The organism is Novosphingobium sp. BL-S-32 (genome assembly GCF_056857055.1).
Map to the genome: position 1 here is coordinate 1532499 of NZ_CM166477.1, position 13390 is coordinate 1545888.

A 13390-nucleotide genomic window follows, 5' to 3' on the forward strand; every position below is an offset into this window, starting at 1 on the left:
GCCCGTGGCCGATTAAGTGATGGGAAATTTCCAGATTGCAGGTAAAGGACCGCCAATCTTCGGTGCCTGCGATGCGGTTTGATCTCTCCACTTTGTATTTCCTTGCCATAGGCACTTTGGCTCTCAGTGCAGTCATGACGCTCTGGGAGCGGCATGCACGGCCCTTGCGCAGGAATGAACTCGGCATACTCGCCGCCGGCTATTCGGCGCTGGCTGCCGGGTGCGCATTGGCGATGGGGCGAACGATGTTCGCCGGTGCCCTTGGCGCAAGTTTGGCCAATATGGCCATGATGGGCGGGTATCTTCTGATTTTTCAGGGCGTAGCGCGCCTGGCCGGCCGCAAGCGCGGCGCGATTTCGCTGGCTATTTTCGCTTTCCAGGCCCTGATCTGGATCGCCATGGGCGAATGCTGCCGGGATATTATCTGGAACTATATCAGCGCATTTCCCATCGCGCTGGTCAGCGGCCTGACAGCCTGGGAGCTGTGGACGAACGATCGCTTCCGCTTCTTGCGATCCCGCCGTGTTGCGCTGGCCTTCGCGGCCATGCATTCGCTCTTCTACATAGGCAGAGCCTTTGTCCTGCCTCTGGCGGTACCGGGTTTCGGGCCGCGACTGCTTGCGATCTCCAGCGTCTTCACGATGTACGAAGGCGTGCTCTACTCGGTCGGCCTGCCCATGGCGCTGATGGCGCTCCTGCGAGAGGAAACACAGGACCAGTTGCTGCAAGCCTCGCGCACGGACTATCTGACCGGCCTGGGTAATCGGCGCTGGTTCTTCGAGGAAGCCGAGAGCCACATTCGCAATGCAAACGCGGACGCGCGTATCTTTCTGCTCGCTTTCGATCTCGACCACTTCAAGGCCATCAACGACCGGTTTGGCCATGCGACGGGCGACCGGGTGCTCAAGCTGTTCGCAGGTTTCGTCAGGGGCATCGTCGGGCCGGCTGCCATTCTCGCGCGAATCGGCGGTGAGGAATTCGCCGCATTGTTGACCTGCAAATCCGATGCGGAGGCCGCCGCTATCGCCCAAGGCGTGGTGAGCGGCTTTGCGGAGATCGTCATAGATCGGGAAAATGGCGTGGACGTCACGGCAACCGTCAGCATCGGCCTTGCGGAACTGGGACGCGACGGCAACGATCTTGCGGATCTCCTCTCGGCCGCGGACGCCGCGCTCTACAGGGCCAAAATCGGCGGTCGCAACCGGATCGAGCCTGCGGAACCGCCGGCCGCCGACAAGTCTGCCTGTGCTCTTGAAATGCGCGCTTAGCGGCAGCGCTGCCGGTCGCAAGATTGTGCGGCATGCAGGCCAATTTCGCCCTTAAGTGGCGCGCCTCGCTACTTGAAAGTCCCTAGCGGCGATACTGCCAATCCTTCGCAAATCCCCGGTAAACCGTCGTCTCGCCCGAGGCATTCCGTCCTCGCGGAAAAATGATCAGCGAGGCCGACGATGTTCAATTGGTTCGAGAAATATGCCCCCATCCGGGTCAAGTTCCGCACCCTGTTCTATCTGCACGGATTCTGGGGCCTGCTCTCCGTAGCCGGCGCGGCTCTCGCCGCCCGCAATTTCACCGCGCCCGGAATCGGGCTGGCGGTCCTGTCACTGGTGGCGACACTGGCCACCGTGAAGATCAGCGGCAAGCTGATCTGCGATCCCTATGTCGAGACGGTCATGCGCATGGAAGGGCTGGCGGCAGGCGATCTTGCCAGTCCGATCAGGTTCACCGATCACAGCGACTGCGTGGGCCGGATGACCAACGCCATGGCCGTGTTCCGGGACAATGCCGTGCAGGTCCAGCTCAATTCCACCCGCCAGCAGATGGTCGAGGCGCTGGAGCGCGGTCTGCTCGCGCTGGAAGGCGGCGACATGACCATCAAGCTGGATACGGCCTTCGCGGAAGAATACGAAAGCCTGCGCGCCGGTTTCAACCGCACCGTCGTCGGTCTGGAGGCCAGCATCGCGCAAGTCGTATCCTCCGCCGAATGCGTACGGACGGGTTCGGCCAAAATCCGCGCGGCGTCGGACGATCTTGCCCAGCGCACGGCAAGTCAGGCGGCGACGCTGGAACGCACCTCTGCCTCCATGAAGAACGTGACGGGGATGGTGGAAGTGACCGCTCGCAGCGCCGGCGAGGTCCGCATTCAGGTGAGTGCGGCCAGCGGCGATGCCGATGACGGCGCCAAAGTCGTCCGCAATGCCGTCGCCGCGATGGACGCGATCGAGCAGAGTTCGCTCCAGATCAACCAGATCATCGACCTGATCGACGGCATCGCCTTTCTGGCTCTGAACGCGGGCGTGGAAGCGGCGCGTGCAGGCGATGCCGGCCGGGGTTTCGCCGTGGTCGCCAACGAAGTGCGGGCGCTGGCGCAGCGATCGTCCGACGCCGCGCGGGAAATTCGCGCGCTTATCACCACGTCGTCCACGCAAGTCGCGGAAGGGGTCGATCTGGTCGGGCAGACCGGGCGTATGCTTGAGCGGATCGGTACGAAGATCGCCGAAGTCAACAGGCTGGTCGATGCGATCGCCCGAGGCGCCGAAGTGCAGTCCGAAGCTTTGACCGACATCGGCGGCGGCGTCGTCAGCATGGACCAGATGGTGCAGCAGAACGCCGCAATGGTGGAGCAGACCGCCGCCGCCGCGCGCGGCCTCGCCTCCAAAGCGGCAGAGCTTGCCGAACTGACCACGCGCTTCAGGCTGAATTCGGCTTCCAACGGACCTGTGCGCCTCATGTCCCGGCGCGATCCGCCTGCCCTGACTGCGGCATCGCCGCGTCACGCGTCGCTGCCGGTGCGTGGGAATCTGGCGATCAGTCCCGCGCACTCGGGCGAGGACTGGTCCGAATTCTAGAGCGTTTTCAAGGCGGATTCGGGGTGAACGGATCATACTCCGGAATGGTTTGCCTCTGTTCCACAAAATGACAGGATTCCGGGTGTAACGCGGCCAAAAGGTGGCTGATTCGGGAGTTTTCATGGTGTTTGGCGTACTTGCTGCTGCGGCGGTTGCCGCCTCCAGCACTCGGCCGGCTGTCAATGAAGCCCAATTTCAGGATATCGTGCTCGCCATTCATAACCGGGAGCGCGCGGCGGTAGGCTCGGCGCCGCTGCGCTGGAGTGCCAAGCTGGCGCGTGATGCCGGTTACTGGGCAGACCGGCTGGCATCATCGGCAGTGTTCCGGCACGATGCCTCCAACCGGCTGGAGGGCGAGAACCTCTGGATGGGGACCCGCGGCGGCTATCGCCTCGAAGAGATGGTCTCGGGTTGGGCGGCTGAAAAGATCCCGCTGCGCCGGATGCGTTCGTGGCAGGACGATTATCACCGCGTTGGCCATTATACGCAGATGATCTGGGCCGGAACGACGTCGGTCGGTTGCGCCCTGTCAAAAGGGAGAGGGTACGAATACCTGGTGTGCCGATACGATCCGCCGGGGAACGTCATGAATGAGAGCCCCTATCGCCAGCGAACGGTTGTCAGCGCCCAATAAGCCCGATTTCAGAACGGTACGCCGCCTTCCACCCATCCGGAAATCTCGCGACAATTGCGGAAAAAACCGGTTTGAAAGCAAGGATCGGAGTGCGGCAGCGGCAAGATGCGCCCATATACCTCCGATCATGAGGCGCCGTTGACGGCCATTCCGTCCTGCAAGGCTCGGCGTCCGGCATACTGAAGGACCCGATTGTGGATCGATCGCCGCAACACGTTATCTTCGGGACCTCGTACGGCTTTGCCGCCATCGGCTGGCGAGGATCGAGCGTCTCAAGCTTTCGCCTTCCGTCACGGACAGCCGAAGCAGCCGAAAGCGCGCTGCTTCGTCGTTTTCCCACGTCGATACGAACGGCTCCCCCGGCATTCCTGCAGGCCGTCATCCATGACGCCCAGCGCTATTTCGAAGGCGAGCGGGTGGATTTTTCTGCCGTCGAGATCGACCTGGGCGAACAGGAATCCCTGTTCGAACGCATCTATGGCTTCGTGCGTGCGCTGGATTACGGCGAAACCACGACTTACGGCGCCGTCGCCAAGGCCTTGGGGGAAGAACCCCAGACCGCGCGGACCGTGGGCGAGGCGATGGCGCGCAATCCCGTGCCGCTGATAGTGCCATGCCACCGCGTGACGGCTGCCGGCGGAAAGATCGGAGGCTTTTCGGCCCCGGGCCGCTCCGATACGAAAGCGCACATGCTCTCGCTGGAGGGGGTTGCCTCTCCCTCGAACCGCCAGATCGGCTTCGGATTCTAAAGGTGCGTCATCAGGGCAGTTCCATGAACGCGCGCCTTGCCGCTTACGATTGGGGTGCAATCGCGGCCAGTCTCGACGAGGAAGGCTGGGCGATCCTGCCGGCGTTTTTCGAAGACGCCGAATGCGACGCGGTGGCGGACCTCTATGGACCGACCCCTGTCTTTCGCAGCCACATCCACATGGCCCGCCATGGCTTCGGAAAAGGCGAGTATCGCTATTTCGCCTATCCGCTGCCGCCGCTGATCGAGGCGGCGCGCACCGAACTCTATCGGCGCATCGCGCCGATCGCCAATGGCTGGCATGAGCGGATGGGGATCGACGTCCGCTTCCCCGCCGACCATACGACATTCCTGGAACGCTGCCACGAAGCCGGCCAAAAGCGATCGACGCCGCTGCTGCTGGAATATGGCAAGGGCGACTACAATTGCCTGCATCAGGACCTCTACGGCGATCATGTTTTCCCGCTCCAGATCGCCGTGCTCCTTTCGGAGCCGGGCAAGGACTTCACGGGCGGCGAGTTCGTTCTGACCGAACAGCGTCCCCGCATGCAGTCTCGCGCCGCGGTGGTACCGCTCGGCAAGGGTGATGCCGTGCTCTTCGCGGTGAATGCCCGCCCGCAGCGGGGCTCGCGCGGCAGTTATCGGGTCAACCTGCGCCACGGTGTCAGCATGGTGCGTTCGGGCAAGCGGCATACGCTGGGGATCATTTTCCACGATGCTGCCTGACCTCTTCGCGGACGATCATCGAGACGTGGCACTCGGACCGGGCGCGGCCATCCTTGGCGGCTTCGCGCTCGACGTGGCGGACGCGCTGGTCGCGCATGTCCGGCACATGTCCGCGCTCGCGCCCTTCCGCCACATGGAGACCCGGGGCGGCAAGCGCCTGTCGGTCGCCATGTTCAACTGCGGCCCGCTGGGCTGGGTGTCCGATCGGTCGGGCTATCGCTACGACGCCATCGACCCTGAGACGAACAGGCCATGGCCGGCACTCCCGCCGCTGTTTCTCGACCTTGCCGGTCGGGCCGCCGAAGCGCTTGGCTTCAGCGGCTTCGTGCCCGACGCCTGCCTGGTCAATCGTTATATCCCTGGTTCAAGGCTTTCCCTTCATCAGGACATGGACGAGCGGGATCACTCTGCGCCGATCGTCTCGGTCTCGCTCGGGTTGCCCGCAACGTTCCTGTGGGGCGGCCGGCACCGCAGCGACCGCCCTGCCCGCCTCCGGGTGGTCCATGGCGATGTCGTCGTGTGGGGCGGCCCTTCGCGCATGACCTTCCACGGCGTTGGCGAACTCAAGGCCGGAGACCATCCCGCCACGGGCGAAGCACGCTACAATCTCACGTTCCGGAAGGCGCGCTGATCGCCGATCTTCGGTAGCCGCCGGGCCCGAGCCGCGCACTTTTGGGGGTTTATCCCGATGGATCGCCCTCAAGGCCCGGCTATTTTTTCGGGACATTCGCGGCACGGAGCCCCCACATGCCCATCGATCGTCCTGCTCAAACCCCCGGCATCCTGCCGCGTCCCGACTTCCATTTCACCGGCGAAATCGGCCGCACGTATCAGGACTCAGACCCCGCGACATTTCCGCAGCCCGTGCAGCCGCCCAAGGGCGCGCCGAACATCGTGCTGATCCTCCTCGACGATGTCGGTTTCGGCCAGTTTTCGACTTTTGGCGGCGGCGTCCCCTCACCGACGATGGACAGGCTCGCCAAGGAGGGCCTGCGCTACAACTACTTCCACACGACGGCGCTGTGCAGCCCGACACGGGCGGCGCTCATCACCGGGCGCAATCACCATTCGGCGTCTTTCGCCGGCATCACCGAACTCGCGACCGGCTATGACGGCTATTGCTGCATCCTGCCGAAGAATTGCGGAACAGTGGGCGAAGTCCTGCGCCAGAACGGCTACATGACCGCCTGGATCGGCAAGAACCACAATACGCCGACGTGGGAAACCAGCGCCGCAGGCCCGTTCGACCGTTGGGCCAACGGGCTTGGGTTCGCCTATTTCTACGGTTTCAACGCCGGTGACATGAATCACTGGAACCCGATCCTCTACGAGAACCACAACCTCGTCCCGCCATCGGAAGATCCCGATTATCACCTGACCGAGGACATTGCCGACCGGGCGATAACCTGGCTGCGTCAGGTCAAGAGCATTGCGCCGGACAAGCCGTTCTTCCTCTATGTCGCGCCCGGCGCCACGCACGCGCCGCACCATGCGTCCAAGGAGTGGATCGACAAATTCAAGGGCCAGTTCGATCAAGGCTGGGACGCCTATCGCGAGCAGACCCTCGCCCGCCAGAAGGATCTGGGGGTGGTCCCGCAGGATACTGAATTGACCACCCGGTCGAAGGGCCTTCCGGCATGGGATTCGCTCAACGACGACCAGAAGCGTCTCTATTCCCGGATGATGGAAGTCTTCGCCGGCTACGGTGCGCAAGTCGACGTGGCGATGGGCCGGGTGATCGACGCGGTCAAGGAACTGCCCGACGCGGACAACACGATCATCCTCTACATCGCCGGTGACAACGGTTCGAGCGCCGAAGGCGGCCTTGAAGGCTCGCTGTGCGAGAACATGTTCTTCAACGGCCTTCCGGAGAAGTGGGAAGACAACATCAAGGCGATCGACGAACTGGGCGGCCCCAAGCACTTCAATCACTTCCCGTCCGCCTGGGCCCACGCCATGAACACGCCGTTCCAATGGACCAAGCAAGTCGCCAGCCACTTCGGCGGAACGCGCAACCCGATGATCATCTCATGGCCCGACGCCATCAAGGACAAGGGCGGCCTGCGCGATCAGTTCATCCACACGATCGACATCGTGCCGACACTCTATGAAATCTGCGGAATTACCGCGCCCGGCACACTCAACGGCGTGCAGCAAAAACCCATCGAGGGCGTCAGCTTCGCCGCCACCTTCGAAGACGCCAGCGTTGCCAGCAAACGCAAGACGCAATATTTCGAACTGGGCGTCAATCGCGGGCTCTATCACGACGGATGGATGGCTTCGGCCCCCTCGTTCGTGCCCTGGCAGCCGATCCGATCCGAGGATTGGAGCCCCGATGAACAGGTGTGGGAACTGTACAAGCTAGACGAGGACTTTTCGCAGGCGAAGGATCTCGCCGCGCAGCATCCCGAGAAGCTGCGCGAATTGCAGGACATGTGGTGGGTGGAGGCTGCCAAGTATAGCGTGCTGCCGCTCGACTGGCGCGCCACGATCCGCATGAATGCAGAGGCGATGGGCAGGCCAAGCCTCGTCGGCAAGCGGACCAAGGCCGTCTATTATGAAGGGCAGATCGCGCTTCCGGACGCTGCCTGCCTGCCGATGCTCAACAAGAGCTGGACGATTACCGCCGAGATCGACCTGCCGAGCGACCACGCCGAGGGCATGATCGTCACACATGGCGGCCTTGAAGGCGGCTACGGGCTCTATCTGCGCGAGGGCAAGCCCGTCTTCGTCTACAACTTCCTCTCGATCGACCGGCCAACCTTCGCGGCCGAGGCGCCCCTGCCCAAGGGAAAAACGACGCTCACCGTCGATTTCAAATATGACGGCGGCGGGATGGGCAAGGGCGGCGAGATTACTATCTCCGCCAATGGCACCAAAGTTGCCGGAGGGCGGCTGGAGCGAACCGTGCCCATTCAATTCTCGCTGGGCGAAGGGCTGGACATCGGCATGGATACCGGATCGCCGATCGATTTCACGTACAAGCTGCCATTCAAGCTGACCGGCAAAGTCGAGCGCGTGGAAATCGAATTGAAACCCGGTCAGTAGGGCGATGTCGCGAGGTAGGGCCGTGTTCCGCTTCGGCAGTTCCGCCGCAACGGCAATCCGGCCCTACAGTCGATGCGTCGCTTTCGGCGAGTTCCGTCACGCGATTAAAAGAACATAACCCTGATGCCCGGCAGGTCCGGACAGCTAGGAAAAATCAAACGCGCACAGTAGGTTCTCTCCGCAAGGGAGAACCGGAATGAGCCTCATCCTTGGCAGCCTATTGGCCGCCGCCTCCTCCATTACCGTGACCGGGAACGTTCCGTCAGAGCCCGCCGCGCAGCGTTTCGTCGCGCAAGTCGCGATAGCGGCGGCAAACGATGTGCCGCTCGCGAGATTCACGGACCCGGTCTGCGTGGGCAGCACGGGCCTGCCGCCCAGCGCGGACGCGGTGGTGGCTGACCGGATCACGGCGGTCGCCGCGTCGGCCGGACTTAGGATCGCCCGCGCGGGTTGCACACCCAATGTCATGGTGGTCTTCGTGAAGGACGGCCGTGACGCTGTGCGCACCCTGTCTCAGGCGGGGTCCGGCGCGATGCTGAGCCAGTCGCATGCCGATATCCGCCGCCTTCTAGCAGAACCCGGCCCGGTGTGGGCGTGGAGCGAGGTCGATCTCCGAAGCCGCGACGGCGACCCTCAGCGTCATACGGATACCGGCCCGAAAATGTTGCACGTCCCCACGTCGACGCGGCTTTCGATGCCGATCCGCCGTGATATCGTCAGTTCCGTCGTCCTGATCAACCGGGACGCCGCCGCCGATCGAGACTTGCGTCAGATCGCAGATTATGCGGCCCTGCGTGCTCTGACGGGCGCCAAGCTTAAAGGATCGGCCAAGGAACCGACCATCCTGACGCTGTTCACGCCGGAAGCGGGCGCGGCTGGCGATGGTCTCGCCCCCAATAGCCTGACCGCAGCCGACCGCACGTTCCTTTCCGCGTTCTACGCGGTCAGGGCGGACATGGCCCAGCCCCTCCAGCGCCAGCGAATTGCCGATCAGATGGCCCGCTCGCGCGCTGCCGACGCACCCCCGGCTCCCTGACTCCGCCCCCTGACCTCAGGCCGCGAAGCGGTCGAGGTCTTCGGGCGCGAACAACAGGTGGACGGTGCGGCCTGCGGCGGCTGCCACGCCGCGAACACCGGCAGCGGCCAGCGCGGGCTCGTCGAGCAAGGCCGGATCCTGTAGCTCCACCCTCAGGCGATTGCCGTAACGCTGCGCGCCCAGCACGTTCGCAGCGCCGCCGAGCCCCTGCTGCATCGCACCGGGGATCGTCACGACCGAACCCACCGACGACGAGGCCTCGGCTGATACGGCAACCTTGCGCTCTACGGCCGGGCCTGCCGCAATCGCCTCGCGGATTTCCACGGATACGATATCGGCCACCGGGCCCAGGATCACCTGAAGCGCCTTGTCCGAAGGGCGGATCAACCCGCGCGCGCCCAGCGCCTTGAGCCGCGCCTCTGCCACCGCGCCGTGATCGACGATGATGAGTCGCAGACGGGTGGTGCAGGCGGAGACTTCCACGATGTTGGCACTGCCGCCCAGTGCCGCGAGGAAGGCGGCGCCGCGTCCCTCGCTCGCCGGGCTGTCGGCGGCGGCGGGGGTAGCGGCAGACATATCCTCGTCCTCGCGGCCGGGTGTCTTGAGGTCCAGCTTGCGGATCGCGAAGGAGAACACGCCGTAATAGACCGCGAAGTAGAGCAGCCCCACCGGCAGCAGCAGCAGCGGGCGCGTGGCCTTGCCGAAGTTCAGCACGTAGTCGAACAGGCCCGCCGAGAAGCCGAAGCCAAGATGCATGCCCAGCGCGTCCGTCAGCCACATCGACAGGCCGGTCAGCACGGCGTGGATGGCGTAGAGCACCGGGGCGAGGAACATGAAGCTGAATTCGATGGGCTCGGTCACGCCGGTTAGCAGCGAGGTCAGCGCGAGACTGAAGAGCATGCCGCCCACCGCCTTGCGCCGCTCCGGCAGGGCCGCGCGGTACATCGCAAGGCAGGCGGCGGGCAGGCCGAACATCATGACCGGGAAGAAGCCGGTCATGAAGCTTCCGGCCGTGGGATCGCCCGCGAAGAACCGGCGAATGTCACCATGCGCGCCGTTGTAGTCGCCGAAGACGAACCAGAAGAGGTTGTTGAACACGTGGTGCAGGCCGGTGACCAGCAGCAGGCGGTTGATCAGCCCGAACAGGAACAGCCCCACGCCGCCAAGGTCGGTGATGCCGTGGCTGACGCCGTCGATGCCGACCACGATGGGATGGAAGCCCATGCCCACCACCAGGGCAATCGCCAGACCGGCCACGCCCGAGACGATCGGCACGAACCGCCGCCCGCCGAAGAAAGCGAGGTATTCCGGCAGCTTCATCGCCGCGAAACGGTTGTAGAAAGTGCCGCCGACAAGGCCGGAGACGATGCCGATCGGCACGTCCAGCCGCCCGATGGCCTGGCTCTTGGCGGCCGCCACCGCCGCCGCGAGCGCCTCGCCCGATAGCGTGAGATCGACGCCCAGCGGCACCGGCATCAGCACTTTGGCGCCTTCGGTGCCGACGAGGAAGCAGACGATGCCCGCAAGGCACGCCGCGCCGTTGCCGTCCCGCGCGTAGCCGGTGGCGACACCGATGGAGAACAGCAGACCAAGGTGCGAGAACAGCGCATCGCCCGCCGCGCTCAGCAGCGCGATATTGAGCAGGTCCGATTGCCCCAGACGCAGGAGCAAGCCCGCGACCGGAAGCACCGCAATCGGCAGCATGAGCGCACGGCCCAGCGGCTGCAATGCTTCGAGAATGCGCCTCATGCCCCCTGCTCCTCCAAGAATTTCCGCATCAATTCGCGCACTTCCCCGGCCGAGGCGCATTCCAGCGCATCGGCGGCAAGCTGGCGGCAGCGCTCGATTTCCAGCCCCGCGACGAGCGCCTTGATGTCCGGCACTTGCGCGGGCGTCGCCGAAAGCTCCGCCACGCCGAGGCCCAGCAGCAGCGGCACGGCCATGGGGTCGGACGCAAGCGAACCGCACACGCCCGTCCAGCGGCCGCCGCGCGAACCGCCCTCGCACGTCAGGCCGATCAGGCGCAGCACGGCCGGGTGGAGCCCGTCGATATCCGCCGCCACCGCCGAATTGCCCCGGTCCATGGCGAGCGTATATTGCGTGAGGTCGTTCGTCCCGATCGAGAGGAAATCGGCCTCCCGCGCGAAAATGTCGGCCGTCGCGGCGGCAGCGGGCGTTTCCACCATGATCCCCAGCGAGACCGGCTCGGTCAGGCCAAGACGCAGGGCGACACGATCGACCACCGCCCGCACCGCGCGCAGTTCCGCAAGGCTGGCGACCATCGGCACCATGATCCGGCACTGACCGGCCGGGCGCACGCGCAAGATCGCCTCGACCTGCTGTTCCAGCAGTTCGGGATGGGCGAGGCAGACGCGAATGCCGCGCAGGCCCAGCGCCGGGTTTTCCTCGGCCGGAATCGGCAGGAACGGCGCGGGCTTGTCACCGCCAATATCGAGCAGGCGCACGATCAGCGGCCGGCCCGCCAGCGCATCGGCGATAGCCTGATAGGTTTCGGCCTGCTCGGCCACACTCGGGGCCTGCGGGCGTTCGACGAACAGGAACTCGCTGCGCAGCAGGCCGCAGCCCTCGGCGCCGTTTTCCATCGCCTGACGCGCATCGGCCAGCGAGCCGAGATTGGCGAAAACCTCGATCCGGGTGCCGTCCGCCGTATGGCACGGCCCCTTGGCCTCGCGCGCGGCGGCACGGCGCGCGGCGAGCGCCGCAAGCTGCTGCCGAACACGCGCGATGCGGTCTTCCGAAGCGTCGGTTTCGATCCGCGCAGCGGCGGCGTCCACCACCAGAACCGCACCGTCCGGGATCCCGTCCAGCGCCGTTCCCATCGCCACCAGCATCGGCACGCCGAGCCCGGCAGCTAGGATCGCGACATGCGACGTCGGCCCGCCATTGACGAGGCAGATCGCCGTGAGCCGCTGCGGATCGAGCGCCATGAGCTGTGAGGGCAAGAGGTCCTCGGCAATGACCACGGCATTTTCGGGAAGCGCAAAGCCCGTGGCATCGCCGCCGATCAGCGCGCAGAGAACCTGCCGTTCCAGATCGCGCATGTCGTCCACACGCTCGGCAAGGCGGGCATCGCCGGATCGCAGCAGTAGCTCGACCTGCGTGCCAATGGCGACGCGCCACCCCTCACCCGCGCTTGCGCCATTGCCGATAGCCTCGTGCGCGGCGGCGAGCAGGTCCTCGTCCTCCAGCATCACCGCATGGGCAGCAAGGATCGAGGCGGCATGCGCCGGAGCGCCTTCGCTTTCCGCCGCGATCTTGAGGCGTAACTGCGCCAGCGTTTCGTCCAGCAAAGCCCGTTCGGTGGCGGCATCGCCCGATCCGGCCGAGACTTCCACCTCGCCAAGACGATAGCGAACCGCCTGCCCCACGGCCACGCCCGGCGCGGCAACGACGCCCGCCAGCGTACCATCCGCCGCGATCGCAGTCGCCCGGCGGAGCACCGACGCGGTCACGCGCGCGGGCTCGACACCGGACTTCTCGTCGATCTTTTCATCCGCATGCGCCAGTTCGCCCATACCGCTGGCGATCAGCGCTTCCAGCGCGTCCAGCACGTCCGCCGCCTGCGCGCCGCGCGCGTGGAGCGAAATGCGGTCACCCAGCTTGACGCCCAGCGCCAGCACACCCACCGGGCTGCGCAGGCTGGCCGACTTGCCGGCGATCTCCATCCGCACGCCCGCATCGAAAGACGTCGCCACCTGCCGCAGGCGCGCCGCCGGGCGCGCGTGGATACCGTGACGCAGCGGCACGGAAATCTCGCGCACCAGTTCGTCATCAGCGGACGCGGTAGGCTGTGACGCCTCGCCTGCTGCCGCGCCGATGTGCCGCAGCGTCATCACCATGTCGCCAACCGCCACCGGGCCCGGCTCGCGCTTCGATTCCAGCGCCCATTCCTCGCCCGAAAGCAGCAGCACCGGCGTCATCGCGCTCGGCGCGCCGGTCACGATCGCATCAAGGTCGAAACGGATCAGCGGATCGCCTGCCGCAACGCTCTGGTCCTGAGCCACCAGCGGCGTGAAACCGCGCCCGCCCATCGCCACAGTATCGACGCCCAGATGGACCAGCAGTTCCGCCCCGCCTTCAAGGCGCAAGGTCACCGCATGGCCCGTCGCCGCGATCGAGGCGATCACGCCCTCGCAAGGCGCATGGAGCACCGAGCCGGTAGGATCGATGGCAACGCCGTCGCCGACCATGCCGCTTGCAAAGGCCGGATCGGGAATCTCGTCAAGCGGACCCAGCCATCCTTCGAGAGGCGCCGCAACGGCGATGCTCTGCGGTTCGGCTGGCGTGTTTGCGCGGGTGGCGCTCAAAATAGGGGAAACGGAGGCAGACAT

The 13390-nt window shown here is 65.2% G+C and carries 10 protein-coding genes; 8 read left to right on the forward strand and 2 right to left on the reverse strand.

Annotated features, from left to right (window positions below):
* The first annotated feature begins 35 nt into the window (after positions 1–35).
* The 8 genes from AC1VVK_RS23290 to AC1VVK_RS23325 all read left to right on the forward strand — a co-directional run bounded on the left by AC1VVK_RS23290 (position 36) and on the right by AC1VVK_RS23325 (position 9038).
* A complete protein-coding gene (locus AC1VVK_RS23290) occupies positions 36–1268 on the forward strand; it encodes a GGDEF domain-containing protein (protein WP_482905544.1) in 1233 nt (410 codons plus the stop codon).
* Between the two features lie 180 nt (positions 1269–1448).
* A complete protein-coding gene (locus AC1VVK_RS23295; RefSeq protein ID WP_482905545.1) occupies positions 1449–2846 on the forward strand; it encodes a methyl-accepting chemotaxis protein in 1398 nt (465 codons plus the stop codon).
* 100 nt (positions 2847–2946) lie between these two features.
* Positions 2947–3480, forward strand: coding sequence for a CAP domain-containing protein (locus AC1VVK_RS23300; RefSeq protein WP_482905546.1), 534 nt, complete (start codon positions 2947–2949; stop codon positions 3478–3480).
* Positions 3481–3674: 194 nt separating this feature from the next.
* On the forward strand, positions 3675–4229 hold the full coding sequence (locus AC1VVK_RS23305) for a methylated-DNA--[protein]-cysteine S-methyltransferase (RefSeq protein ID WP_482905547.1): 555 nt from the start codon (positions 3675–3677) through the stop codon (positions 4227–4229).
* A 23-nt stretch (positions 4230–4252) separates the two neighbouring features.
* Entirely contained in the window at positions 4253–4954 is a 702-nt protein-coding gene (locus AC1VVK_RS23310; protein WP_482905548.1) for a 2OG-Fe(II) oxygenase, read from the forward strand.
* Complete coding sequence (gene alkB / locus AC1VVK_RS23315) at positions 4944–5585, forward strand: DNA oxidative demethylase AlkB (RefSeq protein WP_482905549.1); 642 nt, start codon at positions 4944–4946, stop codon at positions 5583–5585. Before AC1VVK_RS23310 ends, alkB begins: the two co-directional genes overlap by 11 nt.
* Before the next feature lie 116 nt (positions 5586–5701).
* A complete protein-coding gene (locus AC1VVK_RS23320) occupies positions 5702–8002 on the forward strand; it encodes an arylsulfatase (RefSeq protein WP_482905550.1) in 2301 nt (766 codons plus the stop codon).
* Positions 8003–8198: 196 nt separating this feature from the next.
* Complete coding sequence (locus tag AC1VVK_RS23325; protein WP_482905551.1) at positions 8199–9038, forward strand: hypothetical protein; 840 nt, start codon at positions 8199–8201, stop codon at positions 9036–9038.
* Positions 9039–9053: 15 nt separating this feature from the next.
* Here AC1VVK_RS23325 and nagE read toward each other — a convergent pair whose 3' ends face one another.
* Entirely contained in the window at positions 9054–10787 is a 1734-nt protein-coding gene (gene nagE / locus AC1VVK_RS23330) for an N-acetylglucosamine-specific PTS transporter subunit IIBC (RefSeq protein ID WP_482905552.1), read from the reverse strand.
* A complete protein-coding gene (gene ptsP, locus AC1VVK_RS23335) occupies positions 10784–13390 on the reverse strand; it encodes a phosphoenolpyruvate--protein phosphotransferase (protein ID WP_482905553.1) in 2607 nt (868 codons plus the stop codon). The genes nagE and ptsP overlap by 4 nt, the downstream gene beginning before the upstream one ends.

Excerpts from the sequence above, each read along its gene's own strand:
- AC1VVK_RS23295 (WP_482905545.1), top strand. The coding sequence starts at position 1,449 with ATGTTCAATTGGTTCGAGAAATATGCCCCCATCCGGGTCAAGTTCCGC.
- AC1VVK_RS23310 (WP_482905548.1), top strand. The coding sequence starts at position 4,253 with ATGAACGCGCGCCTTGCCGCTTACGATTGGGGTGCAATCGCGGCCAGT.
- alkB (WP_482905549.1), top strand. The coding sequence starts at position 4,944 with ATGCTGCCTGACCTCTTCGCGGACGATCATCGAGACGTGGCACTCGGA.
- AC1VVK_RS23320 (WP_482905550.1), top strand. The coding sequence starts at position 5,702 with ATGCCCATCGATCGTCCTGCTCAAACCCCCGGCATCCTGCCGCGTCCC.
- AC1VVK_RS23325 (WP_482905551.1), top strand. The coding sequence starts at position 8,199 with ATGAGCCTCATCCTTGGCAGCCTATTGGCCGCCGCCTCCTCCATTACC.
- nagE (WP_482905552.1), bottom strand. The coding sequence starts at position 10,787 with ATGAGGCGCATTCTCGAAGCATTGCAGCCGCTGGGCCGTGCGCTCATG.
- ptsP (WP_482905553.1), bottom strand. The coding sequence starts at position 13,390 with ATGTCTGCCTCCGTTTCCCCTATTTTGAGCGCCACCCGCGCAAACACG.